Here is a 20,728-nt window from a genome sequence, read left to right as displayed (position 1 = left end):
CTTTCAGTATTGTCCCATGAGGGACAATAGATTATTCGGTATTAGCCCCGGTTTCCCGGAGTTATCCCAAACTATAGGGTAGGTTGCCCACGTGTTACTCACCCGTCCGCCGCTAACGTCAAAGGAGCAAGCTCCTTCTCTGTTCGCTCGACTTGCATGTATTAGGCACGCCGCCAGCGTTCGTCCTGAGCCAGGATCAAACTCTCCATAAAAGAAATTTGATTAGCTCAAATTGTTTTGCTGGCATCAATTTTGATGTCCAAAATTTTGTTTCGTTCACTAACGAAGTTAGCTAGTAAAAACTATATTGATTACGTTTTGCTTGTTCAGTTTTCAAGGTTCATTTATTCCCGCTTGTTTTCAGCGACTTTATTATCATAACTTGTATTCAACAAGAAGTCAACAACTTTTTAATTTCTTTTTTCATGTCGTCCTTCTTGTTAAGGACAAGTAATAATATATAATATAGCAATATAAAAATCAAGCTTTTTTCTTAAAAAACTTTAAAATCTTTTTATCATCCACTACAAACAGTAGAATCCCTGCTATTACAATGCATCCACCAATGATTTGTGTAGTGATTAAATACTCTTTAAAAATAATAAAAGCTAATACTGCCGCTCCAATTGGTTCAAATAATATAGCAATTGATACAACATTCGTACTAACGTATTTAATAGACCAATTAAATAAAGTATGACCTAATAAATTAGGGACAATTGCTAATAAAATAAACCACATCCAATCCATAGACGAATATGGACCGAATGATTCCCCTTTTAATAAAACATAGAAAAACAATGTAATCGTACTTACTGCGTAAACAATCATTGTATAAGTCACAAGAGATAATCGCTTTCGTACATCTTGGCCAAATAATAAGTATATTGTAATAAGTGCACAAGCAATTAATGCAAGCATATCCCCATAGAACGCAGATCCACTTAGTTTAAAATCAACCCAGCTTATTATCACACTACCAACAATGGCAATAGCCCCCGCAAAAATAGTTTTTACAGTAATTTCCTCTTTAAAGAAAAAGTATGTACCTACAAACGCAAAAAGTGGTTGAAGTGTCACAAGCACAGTTGAGCTTGCAACAGATGTGTAATTTAGTGACTCAAACCACAAAATAAAGTGGAAAGCTAAAAAAACACCCGCTATAGAAGAAAAACACCAATCTCGAATAGATAGCTGTTTTAATTCATTGGTATATTTCCAAAAAAATAGTGGTGCCATGATTATGACAGAAAACAACATACGATAAAAAGCAATAACACCAGCATCTGCAGTTGCTAATTTCACAAAAATAGCAGATAAAGATACTGAAATAACACCTATGAAAATTGGAATATATGGATGAATCTTCGGTTCGCTCATTGAATCCACCTCCATAAAAAAACTTATACTTCATTACTTGCGTGATGTACAATACAAAAAAGTAATGTACATATAATAATGACAGCTTGCATATTTCTTAGCAATACGAAATAACAATGGAGGGTTGCGTTTGGAAACATTATTGGAGAATATGATTACATATGAAGTTGGAATAAAATTAGTGATTGCAGCCACATTAAGTTTAGTAATCGGTATTGAAAGGGAATTAAAAAAGAAACCTGTTGGATTAAAAACAAGTTTAGTGATTGCTACATTTAGTTGCTTACTAACTATTATTTCTATCGAGACTGCATACTCAACACCTCCAAGGGGAGATATAAACATTACAATGGATCCCCTTCGTTTAGCAGCACAAGTAGTTAGCGGCATCGGATTTCTTGGGGCAGGTGTCATTTTAAGACGCGGTAATGATAGCATTTCTGGTTTAACTACTGCAGCTATGATCTGGGGAGCTGCTGGCATTGGGATTGCTGTTGGCGCAGGCTTTTATATGGATGCAACACTAGCTGTTATTATCATTGTTTTTGGCATCGAAGTGTTATCTCCTTTTCTTATGAAAATTGGACCAAAACGAATTCGGATGCGAGAAGTATCATTAAAGGTTCAGATTGATAATGATGACCATACAGAATCATTTCTTCTTTTTTTAAAGGAAAACAACATTGTAATTGAAAATATTCGTATTAAAGATATACCAATGGCGAATAATCAAGTATTACACGAATTAGATTTCCGTTTATCGTTAATTGTCTCAGATAATTTACTGTCGTTTTATCGTTCATTACGTACCTTACCTTATATTGAAAAAATAGAAATGGAAATTTTAAACTAGTTGGAGGACTCTATGACAGAAATATTAAAACTATTAAAAGACGGTAATAAACCCTCCCTTATGGCTGCATTTGTAAACACCTTTTTAGGAATCATTAAAGGGATTGCTTTTTTCTTCACAGGCAATGTGGCTATGTTTGCCGAAATGATGCACTCCCTTGGTGATGCTGCAAACCAATTTTTCGTCTATATCGGCTCCGCCCTTTCGAAAAAAGCACCTACAAAGCAATTCCCAGGAGGCTTTGGTCGAATTGTTAATCTTGTATGCTTATTCGCCGTAATTATTGTAGCCATCCTATCTTATGAGACGATCAAGGAAGGCTGGCATCATTTTATGCATCCTTCAGGTGAATCGAAAGGAATGTTTATTGCACTTGGTGTGTTGTTTATTGGGATTGTATTAGAAGGTACAGTTCTTGCAAAAGCAGCAGTCGAGGTGCTACATGAGGCTGGACAAGAAAAGGCTGGCCTAGCTTCTATTGCAAAAGCATTTACGTATTTAAAACGTGCAAAACCTGCAACTAAATTAGTTTTTATGGAAGATTTAGTAGCTACTGGTGGTAACGTTTTAGCCTTTGCCGCCATCTTAATTGCACATTTTACTGGTTGGGCGAGAATTGAAGGACTTGTGTCAATTATTATTGGCTGTATGATGTTTTATGTAGTTGGCAAGGTATTCCTAGATAACGCACGTGGTGTTATCGGTGAAACGGATGAGGAAATGCTGAATCATATTGCTCACCTTGTAATGGATGACACCAATATTAAAGATATCGTTCGTTTAGAAGTGATTAAAGAAGGAGAATTTCTACATGTAGAGCTTGTGGCAGAAGCTGACCCGAATTTATCCCTTGCTTATTTAGATGATGTACGCGACCATTTAACAGAAGTACTTCTAAGTCAAAAAGGCGTATCAAAAGTAGCCATTTTATTTGATGAGGATGATGGTAGATTAAATTGGAATCACCTTGGAGAACGACCTACAAAAGAACAATAAACAAATAGCCAATTGCCAACGTTAGGCAGTTGGCTATTTAGTATAAGAATACGTAAAAAGCTCTATCATTGACAAATGCATTCAAACTTCTGTGAGACAATTACATAATCCGTAATCATCTTAAACAGATCATTTTTTGTATGCCATCGTGTTGAATTATAATTTTTGAGAATTCTAATGTAGCTAGACGATTGGCTAAATCAAATTCTTCAGCATTTGTTAACGGCTCTCCGTCCGGACGACAACCTAAACCAAAATTACCCGCATAAGAATCTTTTAGTACATTCGGATGCATCGATTTATAATGCACCTCGGCAATGGCATCCTCACCATTCATAAGATTATGCGCTACTAAATAGTGCTTCAAAGCCCCACTTAAATCAATTGCAATCGCCGTTTCAGCTAAAAATTGTTCGATAATATACAAGCACAATTTCAGCATCTTCTAAATTCGGCGTTACCTCCAGCATCATTTCTCCAGAAGGACGAACGTAAAGTTGCACAATTGCTTCCCTTTGTCCATCAGTTAATGTGATAGTCGTTTGTCCATATCGCATGCTTTTAAAAAATAGTCGATTGTCGACTACATATCCTGCGGCAATATGATCATTGTCCATTCGTAACGCAGTCGCTTCAATTCCTAATACTTCGATACAATTTTTTAATTCGTAAATATTCGGCTGAAAAAATGACCCTCACAGTGCATCGTAATATGATTTTCAATCAATTGTTTTAACATTCTCTCTAAATCCCCTGTCAGTTCAAAAATGATTACATTCATTTTAAAAAAATTACCTGAACAAATTCTGAACAATTTTGACAATTAACCTAAATAATCGACAGTCGTTTGTAGTTGATTTTATGTAATGAGTAAAATAAAAAGATGTATCAGAAGTGATAACCTCACTCTTCGATACATCCTTATCTGTCATACTATAACCTAACGTGCATTTTGTAAAATTGTACGTACATCTTCTTCCTGCAACTTATTGAAGTTGCCAAAAGGTCCATTTTCCATGGCATGTTCAACAATTTGGTCGAATTTTGCATCGTCAATATCGTAATCGGCTAAACGATTTGGTGCACCTAAAGATGTCCAAAATGCCGATAGACGATCAATCCCCTCATGGGCAACTTCCTCTGTTGTCTTTCCAGTTGCATCAACACCAAAGACACGTGTCGCAATACCCGCAAAGCGCCCAGGATTAACTGATACATTTAGACGCATCCAATGTGGTTGCAAAATTGCTAAACCACCTGCATGCGGGATATCATAAATGGCTGATACGGCATGTTCAATATTGTGGGAAGCCCAATCCCCTTGGGAACCAATTGATAAAAAGCCATTTAAACCAATTGTTCCTGCTAGTAGAATCGTTTCTCGTAATGTCACATTCTCTAAATCTTCAATAAGTTTAGGGGCCGTGCTAATTACTGTTCGTAATACTCCTTCACACATTTCATCAGTAATGGGTGTATTGGTTGCATTATGGAAGTATTGTTCAAAGACATGGGACATCATATCCACTATACCGTAAACTGTATGATTTTTGGGCACAGTCACTGTGTATGCTGGATTTAAAATAGAAAACTTAGGGAAGACAGCTGGGCTACCCCAACTGAATTTTTCTTCCGTTGAAGCGTTCGTAATGACCGAACCGGAATTCATTTCAGAGCCTGTTGCAGCTAAGGTTAACACTGTTCCTAACGGTAGTGCATCTTTCACAATAAATTTTCTTTTAACAATATCCCATGCGTCCCCGTCATATTTTGCCCCGGCTACTATTAATTTGGAGCAGTCAATAACAGAACCACCACCAACAGCGAGCACAAGGTCAATCCCCTCTTTTTTACAAATCTCTATGCCTAGACGAGCTGTCTCTACACGCGGATTTGGCTCAACACCGCTCAATTCAAAAATGGACTTACCCGCTTCTTGTAATTTCTCCATGACAGCATTATACACACCATTCTTTTTAATGCTACCTCCGCCATAAACAACTAGCACCTTCTGTCCGAACTGCGCTAATTCTTTCGGTAATTTTTCCAACGCCTCTTCACCAAAATGTAACTTCACTGGATTATAAAATGTAAATGAATTCATGGAAATCGCCCCTTTCTAGTTGGATTTTCTCATATTTCTAGAGTAGAAAGCAAAGATTTAAGCGCATTATACGGGCGTGCAATAATCCGCATATGCCCTATGTATTTTTTCTGGTACAAGCACACCTAATTCATCTTGTAATTTTCTTTGTATTTCATCGTAGCAAAAGATGCATTCTTGTTTTTTACATAAAGGAATTTTGTTTATGCTTATTAGCACAATTATTAGATGGGGATTTATATTGGGGAGCTTGCTGGTGTTGCGTATGATGCAAATAAGAAAGAGGCGCGTGGAAAAGAAAAAAGTGTTGGCGGACCGACTGGAACATCTTCTGCTTACAAACCCATAAAAATCGTCGTAACAAGTTTTGTTAAGTTTAACTTTCGTAACGGGCACACAGCTTCATTCTATACAAAAAAGAGTCGCTCCAAATTGGAGACGACCCTTTTCGATAGATTAAACCCATCCGCGGAAGCGTGATGCTTCTGCAGTACGACGTACACCAACCATATATGCAGCTAAGCGCATATTGATGTTACGTGTAGTGGCAGTTGTATAAACATTTTCAAATGCTTCAACCATTTTTTTGTACAGGCGTTCTTCTACTTCTTCTTCTGTCCAGTAATAACCTTGGTTATTTTGTACCCACTCAAAGTAAGATACTGTAACACCACCTGCAGATGCTAATACATCAGGTACAAGTAAAATGCCACGCTCTGTTAAAATTTTAGTCGCTTCTGCTGTCGTTGGACCATTTGCTGCTTCTACGACAATGTTTGCTTTAATATTATGCGCATTGTCAGCAGTAATTTGGTTTTCAATTGCGGCAGGAACTAAAATATCACAATCAAGCTCTAAAAGATCTTTATTTGAAATTGTGTTTTCGAATAATGTTGTTACAGTTCCGAAGCTATCACGACGATCTAATAAGTAGTCGATATCTAAACCTTCAGGATCATGAAGTGCACCATATGCATCTGAAATACCAATTACTTTGGCACCTAAATCATTCATGAATTTAGCTAAGAAGCTACCTGCGTTACCAAATCCTTGAATAACAACGCGAGCACCTTTAATATCAATACCACGTTTTTTCGCAGCTTCTTCGATAACGATTGTTACACCTTGAGCAGTTGCACGATCGCGACCCTGAGAACCACCAAGTACAAGTGGCTTACCTGTGATGAACCCTGGAGAGTTGAATTCGTCCATACGGCTATATTCATCCATCATCCATGCCATAATTTGTGCATTTGTAAATACGTCTGGCGCAGGAATATCTTTTGTTGGCCCTACGATTTGACTTACCGCACGTACATAACCACGGCTTAGACGTTCAATCTCACCCATTGACATTTGACGTGGGTCACAGATGACACCGCCTTTACCTCCGCCATATGGTAGATCAACGATTCCGCATTTCAATGTCATCCACATTGAAAGCGCTTTAACTTCCTCTTCTGAAACAGCTGGGTGGAAACGCACGCCACCTTTTGTTGGTCCTACTGCATCATTGTGCTGAGCACGGTAACCAGTAAATACTTTTGTCGTACCATCATCCATTTTAACTGGAATGCGTACTTGTAGCATACGAAGCGGTTCTTTCAGTAATTCATACATTGCTTCGTCATAGCCTAGTTTATTAAGAGCATCTTGAATAACATCTTGAGTTGATGTGAACAGATTTAAGTTTTCAGACATATTAAATCGCCTCTTTGTTTTTATAATGATAGTATATCGGCATCATTGTAACACACTTCCGAAATAAAATGTGAACATTTTGTTAAAGTTTAAATACTTTTTCAATTTGAGCAATTGACCAATCTAAATCTTCTTGAGAAATAACTAATGGTGGTGCAAAACGAATAACAGTATCATGTGTTTCTTTACATAATAAGCCTAATTCTTTTAACTTTTCACAATATGGACGCGCTGCCTCTGTTAATTCCATACCGATAAATAAACCACGACCACGAACATCTTTAATCACCGGGTTGTTGATTTCACGTAGTTTCCCTTTGAAATATTCACCTAGTTCTTGTGAACGCTCTGCTAATTTTTCATCTAATAATACTTTAATAGATGCGATAGAAACAGCACAAGCTAAAGGATTTCCTCCGAAAGTTGAACCGTGTGAACCTGGGTTGAAGACACCTAAAATATCGCGGTTAGCAGCTACACAAGAAATTGGGAATACACCGCCACCTAATGCTTTTCCTAAAATGTACATATCTGGCTCTACTTCTTCCCAATCACAAGCAAACATTTTACCTGTACGAGCTAATCCTGCTTGAATTTCATCTGCAATAAATAACACATTGTTTTCACGGCATAGTTCACGAGCTGCTTTTAAGAAACCTTCTGGTGGTATAACGATACCAGCTTCCCCTTGAATTGGCTCAAGTAAAAATGCTGCTGTATTTGGTGTAATTGCAGCTTTTAACGCTTCTAAATTACCATAATCTACAAGTTTAATGTTAGGTAACATCGGTCCAAAACCGCGGCGATATTCTTCATCAGACGATAAAGATACAGCTAGCATCGTACGCCCGTGGAAGTTTCCATTACAAGCGATTAGTTCTGCTTTGCCTTCTTCGACACCTTTTACATCATAAGCCCAACGACGAGCTGCTTTAAATGCAGTTTCCACTGCTTCTGCACCCGTATTCATAGGTAAAACCATTTGTTTATTTGTTAATTTTCCTACAAGCTCATACCATTCACCTAAGTTTTCACTGTAAAATGCACGAGAAGTTAATGTTACTTTATCAGCTTGTTCTTTTAATGCAGCAATAATTTTAGGATGACGATGTCCCTGATTTACTGCAGAATATGCTGATAACATATCTAAGTATTTGTTTCCTTCTGGATCTTTAACCCAAGCACCCTCAGCCTCTGCAATAACGATTGGCAGTGGATGATAGTTTGCAGCACCATAATTTTGTGTTTGTTCAATAACTTGTTGTGATTTTGTCATAAAGCACTCTCTCCCTACTAACTCATAATAAAAATCTATGAAAGATAAGACTGCCTAGTAGAGCTGAAAAAGGGCTATATAATAGAAACAAAAAATATTTGTTCACCTTAATATGGTTAAATCGCACACCTCGTAGAATTTATTTTCTACGAGGTGTGCTAACTTTTTCTACTTACTAGAACAGTCTATCTTTGAACATGTGGTGTCATCCCACATTAAATCAGTAAAAATTAAAGCATTTCTGAAGTTGTTTTTGCTTGCATATGAAGTTGTAGGTAGTCTGGGCCACCAGCTTTTGAGTCAGTACCAGACATGTTGAAACCACCAAATGGTTGGTAACCAACGATAGCACCTGTACAACCACGGTTGAAGTATAAGTTACCAACGTGGAAATCTTCACGAGCTTTTTCTAGGTTCATACGATTATTTGTAATAACTGCACCTGTTAAGCCGTATTCTGTGTCGTTTGCAATTTCAATCGCTTCATCGAAATCTTTTGCTTTTGCAATTGCTACAACTGGTCCGAAAATTTCTTCTTTCATGATGCGAGCAGAAGGATCTACGTCTGCAAACACTGTTGGGTTGATGAAGTAACCAACAGAATCATCTGCTGTACCACCTGCTACAAGGCGTCCTTCTTTTTTCCCGATTTCAATGTATTCAGTAATTTTATTGAAAGCTGCTTGGTCGATTACTGTTGCCATGAAGTTGCTATTGTCAGCTGGGTCACCGATTGTCAATTCATTAGTAAGCTCTGCTACACGGTTCACTACTGTGTCATAAACATCTTCTACGATAACAGCACGAGAGCATGCCGAACATTTTTGGCCTGAGAAGCCGAAAGCTGATTTTACAATTGATTGTGCTGCAAGCTCTAAGTCTGCTTCTTTATCGACTACAATTGTATCTTTACCGCCCATTTCAGCGATAACGCGTTTAATCCAAATTTGACCTTCGTTATGTGTTGCTGCACGTTGGTTAATACGTAAACCGACATCACGAGAACCAGTGAAGCTGATAAAGCGCGTTTTCGGATGATCAACTAAGTAATCACCAACTTCTGCACCAGAACCTGGTACGTAGTTAACAGCACCTGCTGGTAATCCTGCTTCTTCTAAAACTTCGATAAATTTATATGCAACAACTGGTGTAGTTGAAGCTGGCTTTAATAATACTGTATTCCCTGTTACTAAAGCTGCTACTGTAGTACCCGCCATAATTGCAAATGGGAAGTTCCATGGTGAAATAACGATACCGATTCCTAATGGGATGTAATCATAACGGTTGTATTCACCTGGGCGACTTTCTACTGGTTGGCCGTCTTTAATACGTAACATTTGGCGACCATAGTATTCTAAGAAGTCAATTGCTTCTGCTGTATCTGCATCCGCTTCATTCCAAGGTTTACCTGCTTCTTTTGTCAATAATGCTGAAAACTCATGTTTACGACGACGGATAATTGCCGCTGCTTTGAATAACACATCAGCGCGAATCGCTGGGTCTACTTTTTTCCATGTTTTAAATGTTTCGTCAGCTACTTGCATTGCTTTTTCAGCTAATTCTCTGCTTGCTTTTGAAACGCGACCAATCACCTGTGTTTTTTTAGCTGGGTTATATGAAACGATTTTATCTTCTGTAGTAATGCGCTCTCCACCAATAATTAATGGATAGTCTTGACCTAAATAACTTTCAACTTTATTTAATGCCTCTAAATATGCGTTGTAATTTGCCTCTTGAGAAAAATCTGTAAATGGTTCATGTTTGTATGGAATCATACTATATCCTCCTTTTGTGAGCTGTAAATATTTAGTATGCAAAAACTATTGACGCAAAATATTTTTGCGTATAAAATATTCTTACACTTATTATAATGCAAAATTTCGTTGCATATTTCAAGTAAAAAATTTTTGAGGTGCACATTTTATGAATAATTCTGAACCATTACTACCCTTTTATGAGTTTATTGCAACGAATGTATCCGTTGGTATACATGCGATTGACGTAACGGGTAAAACAATTATCTATAATTCAAAAATGAAAGAAATCGAAGGATTTCATTTTGATGAATTAGCAGATCGTTCGATTATTGAATTGTTTTCCTTCCGTCAACATGAAAGTACTTTAATGCGGGTGTTACAAACCGGTTTACAAGAAATGAATGTGAAACAAACCTATTGGAATAAAAACGGCCATGAAATTACAACCATTAATGATACATTCCCTCTTTTTAAAAATAATCAATTGATTGGTGCGATTGAATTCGCACGTGATATCACATCTTTAGAAAAATTAGTCTATCAGCCGCTACGACGATATGGTGAACCTTTAACTTTTGATATGATTACAGCAGTATCTGAAGCAATGCAACAAGTTATTGTCAACGCTAAAAAAGCGGCTGCAGTAAAATTACCTGTTTTACTTATCGGAGAATCTGGTACAGGCAAAGATTTAGTTGCAGAAGGTATTCATCATGCAGCTTCTACTGATCCTGAAGCCTTTGTTACATTATTTAGTCGACGTTCGGCAAAATCCGTGCTCGATAAGGTGCAGGAACTTTTACAAGATGATAAAGCCTATACATTTTTCTTCGAACGTATTGATTTTTTAAGTCTTCCTATTCAGGAACAGTTACTTGAGTTATTACAGTCATTACCACCATCCAAATATATGCTAATCGGTAGTGTCGGCAGTGACCCAATTACACTTATTGCAGAAAATAAGCTGTCTAAATCTCTCTATTATTTCTTTGCAACAATGTCCATTACTATTCCAAATTTAACAGATCGCAAAGAAGATATTTTACCGTTCGTGGCAGATTATTTTAGTCGTCATCGTGAGCGATTTGCGTCAAATGTGGCAGAACTTGCACCGGATGTCCAAGCATTATTCTTACAATATGATTGGCCAGGAAACTTAAAGGAACTCGAACTATTGCTAGATGAAATCGTTTCGTTTATGACAACAGAATCAACCGTTACGTTTGATTTACTACCTGTTCATTTTCGATTTAAAGTGCAAAGCCAAGACACATCTGACCATGAACCTGAATTTTTCATGTTCCACCAGCAAAACGATGTCATGCCTCTCGATGCTTATTTACGAGAAGCCGAATCCTATTATGTGCAAAATGTCTTAAATCTATATGAAGGCAATATAACAAAGGCTGCTGGTGCTCTCGGTATGAGCCGACAAAACCTGCAATATCGCATACGGAAGATGAAAAAGGGCTAAATCATAAATAATAAAAAACGAGGATGCCTTCACATGAAAGCATCCTCGTTTTTTAATGTCCTGACTGTTCGATCCAGTCCTGTAATTTATCTTTTAAGGAATTAAAACCATTCGCATCGGATTCATCCACTCGATCCTGTAATGATTTTCGGGGTGGTGCGTCTTTTTTTCTTGCTGCTGGGCGCTCTTGTAAGGCACGAATCGATAAACTAATTTTTTCGGCCGCTTCATCGATTTCAAGTACCTTGACTTCAACCTCTTGCCCAACTGATAAAAACTCACTGACGTCTTTTACAAAGCCGTACGTAATTTCAGAAATATGCACGAGCCCTTGTGTATCGTCATCAAGTGCTACAAATGCACCGTACGGTTGAATACCTGTAACTTTTCCGGTCAATACGTCTCCTAATTCATATTTTTTTGCCATAACCTTTGCCCACTTTCTATATGTTTGCTACGTATATATCACGATAAATTATAACATACGTCAATAAGTGGGGCAAAAAATCATCCCATCAATCCATGATTGCTGTGATACGATAATTACCTTCCTCTGATTTTGAAAACTTGATAAGGAACTGCCTTCCGTACTTTTCCTGATTGCCTATAGCAACACGAGCAGCGACGGTAGGAAAAATTCCATTATATTCGCCTAGCTGACTAAAAACATCAAGACTCTGTATCGTTTGTAACATACTTGCATCCACTTCGGCATCTGGTGTTAATAAAGCATTTTGCACTGCCTTATCGTCAATGGTCACAGCATATAAGTAAAGTGAGGCAATATTGATTGGGTGTAGTTGATTGATGATTGCTTCATCATTATTGTTTTTATATTGTTCATATATTCCTTTTACTTGTGCAATACGAGACTCATTCATATCGACAACATTAAAGTCACTGTCGTTAATATAACCTGCTGTTTCTTGCCGTGTCTGTAAAAGTATTGTCCAGATATCATAAGATGTGAGTTGTGATAATGTAGCTGAGTGTTGCGTTTGCTGTAATTCTCCTAAAATAGTAGCAGCGGTCTTTTTCATTACTTCACCATACTTTCCACTAGCTACTTCCTCTAAAAATTTCATATAGTCCTGATGAGGTTGCCCGTCAATTGCTATGGCAGGATATTGTTTTGTACCTAGCAATAATACCACCCACGTATTTTTATAGGTTTCTTCTAAAAGCTTATAATCAAGAGAACTAGCATTTACATCTGCAAGTAACGTTCGTTCCATTATTTTAAGTGAGCGCGCCGTTTTTTCTCGCGTGTATCGTAAGTCATCTGCCAATAATAAGTAACCCATTTTTAAATATTCGAAATACCCGAAAACATCCGGATGTAATTGGTTGACATACTGCGGAGCAAATTCCCCATCGATTGGATTTGCTTTAAAATAAAACACGCCATTTCCATCCGTTTTCAACTCCATATATTGATTATTTGCCGCTTCAATAATAGCTTGTAAATCAGATGGATATTGTTTTACATCATCTTTTTCTTTTAATTGCTGTTGATAAGGCTCAAGAAGCTTGCTATAAAAACGCTCCAATTCCTCTACGGAAATAACGTAGTTACTATAAACTGCAAACGATTCCTCAAAACTTATATTTCTAAAGGTTTTTATCTTTTCTAACGCCCGCTTAGGCGTTATTAAACTATTCATTATATTTTCTTCCATAATTTCTACATAGTTTTCATCCGTTAATTTCAAATGCAAATTAGTCGTAAGATAAAAATCTAACATTGAATTTGCGTTTTTAATAAAATCAAACGCTTCTAGCTCATCTTTGGTCACTTTTAATTCCTTTCTAATATCCTCCTTTTTACTATTAAATTTTTTCGTTAAGTAATCCGCTATCTCTTCCTCAACTGCCTTTTCAACAGGCACATCTTGTGTTACTTCACTGTGTGTATTTTCCTGTTGATTCAATGTATAGAACGACACTAAGAGACCAACTAGCAACACACTTGCAACGCTTGCTATCCAGACTGCTGGCTTCTGCCATTTTACGGCGTGTTTTTGTTGTGCGGTAATCAATTGTTTAGGTAGTGCTTTTGTTTTTTCTTCTTCGATTTGCTTGAAAACATTGTCGGGATTTAATTGAAGTTCCATTCGGTCGTATGATTTTTTCAACAGCGCCATGCGTTTGTCAAATTGTTGATCATCCATTTTCAACACTCCCTTCCTGTATCAAAGCTACTTTAAGCTTTTCTTTTGCCCGCAATATGCGTACTTTGACAGTGGATAACGAAATGCCAAGTACCTCTGCAATTTCCTCATACTTCAACTCATGAAAGTAATACAAGACGAGCGGATAGCGATATTTTTCATCAAGCGCTTGAATGCTATGATGCAATACGCGGTCTTCCTCAAAATTTAGGACATGCTTTTCAGCTGAAGGACTTGGGACTTGTCGCTGCGCGTTTAACAACTCCTCCTTTGCTTGCTCGCGTCGCTCTTTTCGATAATAATCACGGGTAGCATTAAGTGTGACTTTATAAAGCCATGTCGTAAATCGGTCCTGCTTAAATTGATGTAAAAAACGGTATAGCTTGACAAAAACTTCTTGTGAAACATCCGCTAAATCACTACTATGTACGCCACATTGAAAGGCAAATTTCTCAACTGTTCGCTGATGGATGCGAATTAGTTCAATATAAGCTTCTTTATCACCTTGTTGTGCTCGCTCGATTAATTCCGTTTCATTCACTCGTTATCCCTCCTTTTCTATGTAACGACCTGTTCTTCCTAATTGTTACAATTTAATTATAAATGGCTAGCTTGAGAAAATCGCTAGAATTGATAGTAAAAACATGTATTTCGTTTAAAGAATTCTACTTGTATTAAGACGTTGTGGCGTAAAAAGTATTTATAATCAATTTTCAGAAATTTGCCTTGTGTTATGTCATATTTGCGGTAAAATAGAACTTTAGTATAAGGAGGCTTTATTTTCGTGTCATCTAGAGATCAATTTTCAACAAAAATTGGATTTATTTTAGCTGCTGCTGGTAGCGCCATAGGATTAGGCGCTATCTGGAAATTCCCCTATATGGCGGGAACCAACGGCGGAAGTGTATTTATTTTATTATTCATTTTATGTACATTTTTCATCGGCTTGCCGGTGTTAATTGCAGAATTTATGATTGGACGTCGTGGGCAAAAGGATGCTGTAACATCGTTCAAACAACAAGCCCCAGGAAAACCATGGTTTTTAATAGGATGGGGCGGCATGATTATTGCGGGTTTAATACTATCCTTCTATAGTGTAGTAGGCGGATGGATTTTAAGTTATTTAGGACGTTCATTAACGTTTCAATTAACGAGTGATGGTCATAACGGGAATTATGCTGATTTGTTTGGCAATATTATCTCTAGTCCATTTGAAGCGGTACTTGTGCAAGGGTTATTTTTACTGTTAACGATTGCTATCGTATCTGGAGGTATTAAAGGTGGGATTGAAAAAGCAAGTACGTGGATGATGCCACTACTATTTATTTTCTTTATTGTGTTAGTAATCCGTTCCTTAACACTTGATGGCGCAATGGAAGGCGTAAAATTTATGTTTGTACCTGACTGGTCTTACTTAAATGCCGAAACATTTTTAAAAGCGCTTGGACAAGCATTCTTCTCCTTAAGTGTTGGTATAGCTGTTATGATTACGTACGCATCGTATCTCCCTAAAACCGAAAAAATCGGTAATTCAGCCATTAATGTAGCATCTATGAATATTATTATTTCGCTTCTTGCAGGTTTAGTTATTTTCCCAGCTGTATTCGCGCTAGGCTATACACCCGACCAAGGGCCAGGGCTTGTTTTTATTATCTTACCTGCCGTTTTTGAGCAATTGCCACTTGGGGGCCTATTCCTAACGATTTTCTTTATTCTTTTACTATTTGCTACAGTGACTTCTTCGATTTCAATGTTAGAAATTGTAGTAGCTATCGCCATTGGAGACAAACCCGAGAAGCGTAAAAAAATCGCATGGATTGGTGGTCTTATTATTTTCATCTTCGGAATTCCGAGTGCCCTATCTTTCGGTATTCTATCAGATGTCAAAATATTAGATCGTTCCATTTTTGATTTTGTAGACTTTATTACAAATAGTGTCGGCATGCCAATCGGTGCCTTACTGATTTCTATTTTTGCAGGCTATTATTATACGAAGGATATTTCTCGTAAAGAGCTTGCTTCCTCAAGTCTACTGTTTAACACTTGGTATATTTTAATTCGTTATGTGTCACCTATTGCGATTTTGCTTATTTTTATCCAAGGTATTTTGCCGTTATTTCAATAAGAAAGTGAGGTTGTCTAAAAACATAAGACAACCTCACTTTTATAAGGAAGCAGCTTTCGTGCAATCATTTGCACACAAACCTTTCCAATAAAAAAACACTATATGTCGATTAAATAATACATTTTGCTTCAAACTTAATGGCCAGTAGTTTATATGAAATCGCAACACAATCTTCAATTGGAATCCACTGTTCAAACGAGTGTTCGTAAGTTTCTTGAATGACCTTCGCAAGAGCAGTTGGGTCATCAATACTTTGTAGTGCTGCAACAACATCTGCTGTTTCTGTATCATAATGCTCAGCACCTAAGTGGAAAGGATCCCACTCTGCTAGCAGATGCACAGCTGTTCGATTCATTTTTATATTATCCAAAATACTCACCTATTATCCTTTAATCTTAATAGGTATGATACCATAGTAAAAAAAAAAGAAAAGAGGGGTTTGCTTGTCGATTTTCGATCAAACTTTAAATCGTCGTTGTACTAACTCAGTAAAATGGGACGCAATGGAGAAAATTTATGGATTAAGCGATACAACAGAAATATTACCAATGTGGATAGCGGACATGGACTTTGCTCCACCTTCTGTAGTTGCAGCAGCACTGCAAAAGCATGCTAAAGAAGCGATTTTTGGCTATAGCTATGTAGGCGAGGAAGCAAAACAAGCGATAGTAGATTGGCAAAAAAGCCGATACAATTGGCACATTGAGCAAGAAGCCATTTCTTTCAGCCACGGTGTCGTATCAGCTTTGGCAAATATTTTGACTGCACTGACTCAACAAGGCGATAAAGTGCTTATTTCTACTCCCGTCTATCCGCCATTTTTTAATATCCCTAAAAATAATGGCCGTGAAGTGGTTACTTGCCCTTTAGTAGCGCAAGATGAAACATTTGTCTATGATTTTGAGGCTTTTGAACAGGCACTTGCCCAAAACGTTAAAGCATACATATTGTGTAACCCACATAATCCAGGAGGCTATGTATGGGACGAAGCCACATTAAAAGAAATTATTCGTTTATGTGCAAAATATGATGTGCTCATTATTTCAGACGAAATTCATGCTGATTTAATGTTAGATGGTGCACAACATACTCCGCTTGCTAAACTAGCAGGAGATGAAATTAATCGTGTTATTACCTGTATGGCACCGACAAAAACATTTAATCTTGCAGGAATTCAAGTTGCTTATATTATTACGACTGATAAGAAAAAGCAAGTGCTTTTAGAGGCGGTTAATATGGCTTGCGGACAAGGTTCATTGAATAGCTTTGCTCCTGTAGCACTGCAAGCAGCCTACACAGAAGGATTACCATGGCTAGAAGAGTTACTTCTTTATATTTCCAATAATATGAATTATGTTATAGCCGAGTTAACGCAATTGCCAGGCATACACATTGCAAAGCCTCAAGGTACGTACTTACTGTGGATTGATTGCCGCCAACTAGGTCTCAATGAAAAAGAATTAATGCAACGTTTGCTTGAAGTTGGAAAACTTGCACTAGAACCTGGTTCAAAATATGGTGAAGAAGGCCGTGGCTTCCTGCGTATGAATGTAGCTTGCTCATTTGATACGGTAAAAGATGCCGTTGCTCGTTTTAAGCTCGCATTGTCATAGTGCCAGTCACTCACACAATTTTGAATTTTCAAGCTGTGCCTGCTGTCGGGATGTATATAAAAAGACTACAGACAAACTCGGGAAATCTCAAGTTTGTCTATAGTCGGAGGCACTCTTTTGCAGAGTGCTTTTTTAATTGTGTCTATTGTTCGTGCTGTTTCTCTCAGCTAAAATACGTGCTTCGATTTCCTTAGATTTTAATTCCTGCTTTTTAGAAATTTTACGGAAAATCATAAATACGCCTATACATAAAATAAGCATAATTAAAAATTCAAAAGCTGCTGGAATATACGCTGATTTATCTTCAGGGAAATATAAAAATTGATACATCAAATGTTCCATATTTTCTACACGTCCTTACAATAATTATTCAAAAACTGTAATTGACTCGATTTTCACATCTTCAACTGGTTTATCACGGAAGTCTTTTTCTACTTCAGCAATTTTATCAACGATATCCATACCTTCTACAACATGACCAAATACAGAATGTTTATGGTCTAACCATGGTGTTCCACCATTTTGTGCATACGCCTCAATAATTTCTTCTGGGAAACCAGCACCTTGTAATTGGCGCAGCATATCACTTGGAAGGTGCTTCATTTGTACGATAAAGAATTGAGAACCGTTTGTGTTTGGACCAGCATTTGCCATTGATAACGCACCACGTAGGTTAAATAATTCATCAGAAAACTCATCTTCAAATGAGTTACCCCAAATTGACTCTCCACCCATACCTGTACCAGTAGGGTCACCGCCTTGAATCATAAAATCTTGAATAACGCGATGGAAAATAATACCATCATAATAACCTGATTTTGCATGCCCTAAGAAGTTTTCAACTGTTTTTGGTGCTTGTTTTGGGAACAATTTAATTTTTAATGCACCTAACGTTGTTTTCATTTCTACAAGTACTTCGCCTTCTTGTACTTCAGTTGTTAATTGTGGAAACATTGGAGTCTCTCCTTTAAATGTAAATTTCAGTTTCAACGAAAATGATTATACCTTATCATTTCTGACCTCATATTAGTCTAACATACTTCCTAGCTGTTTTCTCCATCAAAGTATTGACGAATTTTGCAATTTTACAATCGTTTAGTCAAGTATGATTATGAAAATCTAGAAACTTCTGTGTAGTACCAATGGTAGTATAACCCAAAATCATGTTGGAATGACAGACGACCTCAAGGCAATTCTTATTTTGTAATTTAGTATTGTGTAAATAGGTCTGAACGAGTATTTGGAATACATCCAAAATATGCTATTCTGATGAAAGACTTATTTTCAAAGTTGGAGGCATATATGAAAAAAGTTTTTGGTTTTATTATTGTAACGCTATGTTTACCTACCATTTGGTGGATTGGTACAAATATACGAGCAGAGCTGAATACAGCACAAGCCCACGAACAACAAATTCAGGAGAAAATTGAGGTTCCCGAAGTCCAGGTACAGCTTCCTGTCACACTAGTTGATCAGAACGGCCAAACCTTTAGTGAGGAATATGTCGAATGGCGACAACCTTTAACTTTACAAGAAATCCCACAAATTGCCCAGGAAATTTTTATTGCTAGTGAGGATGCAGACTTTTATAATCATGTCGGCTTCGATCTTAGCGCTATCCTACGCGCGGTTGTTGCTAACTCAAACACCAATTCAGCTTCACAAGGAGGCAGTACCATTACCCAACAGCTTGTTCGTATGCGTTATTTATCTGATGAAAAAACATACGAAAGAAAACTAACAGAGCTATTTTATGCCTATGAACTTGAAAAGAAATACGATAAAGATGCCATTTTAACGATGTATTTAAATGAATCCTATTTTAGCAATCAAGTTTATGGAATAGGTAGTGCAGCAAGCTATTATTTTCAAAAGCCTATCCAAGAATTATCGATTGCACAGATAGCGTTTATTTCAGCTATCCCTAACAATCCTTCTCTTTATAACCCTTTAAAACATTTTGATGATACCAAGGCAAGACAAGAACGTCTACTTGATACACTCGCTACAAGTGGTGTTATTACAAAAGAAGATGCAGTTACATATAAAGCAGAACCAATCACATTAAATGTTAAGAACAAGGTACAAAGCTATCCGATGTATAGTACTTACGTTCTTCAGGAGTTACGCTGGCTTGTAGCCGAGAAGGAAGGCTATACAGATCGATTGCTCAACACGCTAAGTGAAGAAGAAAAGAAAACTATTCAAGCACAACTAGACAATCGGCTTAATACTTTATATCAGAATGGTTTAACTATTTATACTGCACTGGATCCAACTAAACAGAATCATGATGAAGAGCGCATAACTGCTATTTTAGGCAATGGCCAATTACAGGCGGCGGGTGCTGTTATTAACAATTCATCTCGTGAAGTCGTCAGCCTCTATGCTGGAAAAAATTACGAAAAATTTGATTATCATCGAGCCTATCAAGGTCCGCGACAGCCAGGCTCAGCCTTTAAGCCACTTGCTGTCTATGCTCCCTATTTTGAAACAACAACCCATACGCCAGACTCTATTGTCAATGGTGGGCGCTATTGTGTCGGTTCTTTTTGTCCTCAAAATTATGGAGGATATAACTACGGTGATGTGACAATTCATACAGCATTCCGGAATAGTTACAATACGTCCGCTCTTCGCATTTTTAACGCTGTGGGGGTGGATACAGCTTTCAGTTATCTTGATCGCTTCCATTTCCGCTCCATGGTGGCAAAGGATCATACTTACGCTGCTTCATTAGGTGGATTAACATATGGCGTCACTGCTCTTGAGCTTGCAGATGCCTATACAAGCTTTATCGATGGCTCTTATGTGCTAGCCCACAGTATTCGAAAAGTAACAGCTAATGATGGCACTGAGCTATATAGTTGGGACAAGGAACGTGACCAGATTTGGTCGCCTAAAACCGTAAAATATATGCGTGGGCTGTTGGCAGAAGTTGTCTCAAATGGTACGGGGCAAGGGGTTTATAGTAATAGTAGCTATGTTGGGGCTAAAACAGGTACAACAAATGATTACCGTGATTACTGGCTAGCTGGTTTAAATGACCAATATACCGCTGCCGTGTGGCTTGGCTATGATAAGCCTCAGCCGATGGAAAAACTAGAAGCGTACAAAATTCATCACAAACTCTTTAATGTTTTACTAGAGTAACTTTCTATTAGTGTATCAGCGCCAATTGTTTCGGTGAATTGTTTCGGTGACTGGCACTAGCATAAAAAACCCACTTCGTTTTCTGCAGGCACATCACCAGCCTTCGCAGGAGTCAAAGTGGGTTT

Annotated in this window: 20 protein-coding genes and 1 rRNA gene; 7 read left to right on the top strand and 14 right to left on the bottom strand. The window is 37.5% G+C overall.

Features of this window, described 5'->3' with window-relative positions; translation table 11 throughout:
- Positions 1–212: ribosomal RNA gene (locus C9J37_RS07525) — 16S ribosomal RNA — on the bottom strand; the annotation flags it as partial.
- A 268-nt stretch (positions 213–480) separates the two neighbouring features.
- Complete coding sequence (locus C9J37_RS07520) at positions 481–1,380, bottom strand: DMT family transporter (protein ID WP_107894877.1); 900 nt, start codon at positions 1,378–1,380, stop codon at positions 481–483.
- Positions 1,381–1,510: 130 nt separating this feature from the next.
- Here C9J37_RS07520 and C9J37_RS07515 point away from each other — a divergent pair, with 130 nt between their 5' ends.
- Together C9J37_RS07515 and C9J37_RS07510 are read left to right on the top strand one after the other, a co-directional pair.
- Positions 1,511–2,233 carry an MgtC/SapB family protein gene (locus tag C9J37_RS07515; protein WP_024364890.1) on the top strand — a complete coding sequence of 241 codons (723 nt, stop codon included), beginning with the start codon at positions 1,511–1,513 and terminating at the stop codon, positions 2,231–2,233.
- Positions 2,234–2,245: 12 nt separating this feature from the next.
- Positions 2,246–3,229 (top strand): cation diffusion facilitator family transporter, encoded by a 984-nt coding sequence (locus tag C9J37_RS07510; protein WP_107894876.1) that lies wholly within the window; start codon positions 2,246–2,248, stop codon positions 3,227–3,229.
- 115 nt (positions 3,230–3,344) lie between these two features.
- Here C9J37_RS07510 and C9J37_RS07505 read toward each other — a convergent pair whose 3' ends face one another.
- The 3 genes from C9J37_RS07505 to C9J37_RS07495 form a co-directional block, all read right to left on the bottom strand.
- Positions 3,345–3,662 carry a hypothetical protein gene (locus tag C9J37_RS07505; protein WP_153063485.1) on the bottom strand — a complete coding sequence of 106 codons (318 nt, stop codon included), beginning with the start codon at positions 3,660–3,662 and terminating at the stop codon, positions 3,345–3,347.
- Complete coding sequence (locus tag C9J37_RS07500; protein WP_107894874.1) at positions 3,628–3,846, bottom strand: hypothetical protein; 219 nt, start codon at positions 3,844–3,846, stop codon at positions 3,628–3,630. The genes C9J37_RS07505 and C9J37_RS07500 overlap by 35 nt, the downstream gene beginning before the upstream one ends.
- Positions 3,847–4,169: 323 nt before the next feature.
- Complete coding sequence (locus tag C9J37_RS07495) at positions 4,170–5,333, bottom strand: iron-containing alcohol dehydrogenase (RefSeq protein WP_107894873.1); 1,164 nt, start codon at positions 5,331–5,333, stop codon at positions 4,170–4,172.
- A 228-nt stretch (positions 5,334–5,561) separates the two neighbouring features.
- On the opposite strand from C9J37_RS07495, the gene C9J37_RS28210 reads away from it, so the two are divergent.
- On the top strand, positions 5,562–5,813 hold the full coding sequence (locus C9J37_RS28210; RefSeq protein WP_107894872.1) for a hypothetical protein: 252 nt from the start codon (positions 5,562–5,564) through the stop codon (positions 5,811–5,813).
- On the opposite strand, the gene C9J37_RS07485 is transcribed toward C9J37_RS28210, so the two are convergent.
- The 3 genes from C9J37_RS07485 to pruA all read right to left on the bottom strand — a co-directional run bounded on the left by C9J37_RS07485 (position 5,790) and on the right by pruA (position 10,085).
- Positions 5,790–7,034, bottom strand: a complete 1,245-nt coding sequence (locus C9J37_RS07485) for a Glu/Leu/Phe/Val family dehydrogenase (protein WP_024364887.1) — start codon at positions 7,032–7,034, stop codon at positions 5,790–5,792. The two genes, C9J37_RS28210 and C9J37_RS07485, sit on opposite strands and share 24 nt — an antisense overlap.
- Positions 7,035–7,116: 82 nt before the next feature.
- On the bottom strand, positions 7,117–8,310 hold the full coding sequence (locus C9J37_RS07480; RefSeq protein WP_107894871.1) for an ornithine--oxo-acid transaminase: 1,194 nt from the start codon (positions 8,308–8,310) through the stop codon (positions 7,117–7,119).
- A gap of 230 nt (positions 8,311–8,540) precedes the next feature.
- Positions 8,541–10,085, bottom strand: coding sequence for an L-glutamate gamma-semialdehyde dehydrogenase (gene pruA / locus C9J37_RS07475; protein WP_024364885.1), 1,545 nt, complete (start codon positions 10,083–10,085; stop codon positions 8,541–8,543).
- A gap of 148 nt (positions 10,086–10,233) precedes the next feature.
- Here pruA and C9J37_RS07470 point away from each other — a divergent pair, with 148 nt between their 5' ends.
- On the top strand, positions 10,234–11,541 hold the full coding sequence (locus C9J37_RS07470) for a sigma-54-dependent Fis family transcriptional regulator (RefSeq protein WP_024364884.1): 1,308 nt from the start codon (positions 10,234–10,236) through the stop codon (positions 11,539–11,541).
- Between the two features lie 52 nt (positions 11,542–11,593).
- On the opposite strand, the gene yugI is transcribed toward C9J37_RS07470, so the two are convergent.
- The 3 genes from yugI to C9J37_RS07455 all read right to left on the bottom strand — a co-directional run bounded on the left by yugI (position 11,594) and on the right by C9J37_RS07455 (position 14,253).
- Positions 11,594–11,968: a S1 domain-containing post-transcriptional regulator GSP13 gene (gene yugI, locus C9J37_RS07465; RefSeq protein WP_024364883.1), complete on the bottom strand. Its 375-nt coding sequence runs from the start codon at positions 11,966–11,968 to the stop codon at positions 11,594–11,596.
- An 88-nt stretch (positions 11,969–12,056) separates the two neighbouring features.
- Complete coding sequence (locus tag C9J37_RS07460; protein ID WP_107894870.1) at positions 12,057–13,712, bottom strand: hypothetical protein; 1,656 nt, start codon at positions 13,710–13,712, stop codon at positions 12,057–12,059.
- A complete protein-coding gene (locus C9J37_RS07455; protein ID WP_107894869.1) occupies positions 13,705–14,253 on the bottom strand; it encodes an RNA polymerase sigma factor in 549 nt (182 codons plus the stop codon). The genes C9J37_RS07460 and C9J37_RS07455 overlap by 8 nt, the downstream gene beginning before the upstream one ends.
- A 243-nt stretch (positions 14,254–14,496) precedes the next feature.
- Here C9J37_RS07455 and C9J37_RS07450 point away from each other — a divergent pair, with 243 nt between their 5' ends.
- Positions 14,497–15,837, top strand: a complete 1,341-nt coding sequence (locus C9J37_RS07450; RefSeq protein ID WP_107894868.1) for a sodium-dependent transporter — start codon at positions 14,497–14,499, stop codon at positions 15,835–15,837.
- Positions 15,838–15,946: 109 nt separating this feature from the next.
- Here the strand turns inward: C9J37_RS07450 and C9J37_RS07445 are convergent, their stop codons facing one another.
- The gene (locus C9J37_RS07445) at positions 15,947–16,207 is read right to left on the bottom strand and encodes a DUF1871 family protein (protein ID WP_107894867.1); all 261 of its coding nucleotides are present in this window, start codon (positions 16,205–16,207) and stop codon (positions 15,947–15,949) included.
- 73 nt (positions 16,208–16,280) lie between these two features.
- Here C9J37_RS07445 and C9J37_RS07440 point away from each other — a divergent pair, with 73 nt between their 5' ends.
- Positions 16,281–17,450: a MalY/PatB family protein gene (locus C9J37_RS07440; RefSeq protein WP_107894866.1), complete on the top strand. Its 1,170-nt coding sequence runs from the start codon at positions 16,281–16,283 to the stop codon at positions 17,448–17,450.
- 132 nt (positions 17,451–17,582) lie between these two features.
- On the opposite strand, the gene C9J37_RS07435 is transcribed toward C9J37_RS07440, so the two are convergent.
- Together C9J37_RS07435 and C9J37_RS07430 are read right to left on the bottom strand one after the other, a co-directional pair.
- Entirely contained in the window at positions 17,583–17,792 is a 210-nt protein-coding gene (locus C9J37_RS07435; RefSeq protein WP_025220379.1) for a hypothetical protein, read from the bottom strand.
- 24 nt (positions 17,793–17,816) lie between these two features.
- Positions 17,817–18,404, bottom strand: a complete 588-nt coding sequence (locus C9J37_RS07430) for a peptidylprolyl isomerase (RefSeq protein WP_024364876.1) — start codon at positions 18,402–18,404, stop codon at positions 17,817–17,819.
- Positions 18,405–18,752: 348 nt separating this feature from the next.
- Between C9J37_RS07430 and C9J37_RS07425 the strand changes: the two genes are divergently transcribed.
- Positions 18,753–20,603 (top strand): transglycosylase domain-containing protein, encoded by a 1,851-nt coding sequence (locus C9J37_RS07425; protein ID WP_107894865.1) that lies wholly within the window; start codon positions 18,753–18,755, stop codon positions 20,601–20,603.
- Positions 20,604–20,728: the final 125 nt, after the last annotated feature.

This window comes from Lysinibacillus mangiferihumi (assembly GCF_003049665.1).
Taxonomy (GTDB): Bacteria; Bacillota; Bacilli; order Bacillales_A; family Planococcaceae; genus Lysinibacillus; species Lysinibacillus mangiferihumi.
This window is presented reverse-complemented; position numbering and strand designations above follow the sequence as displayed.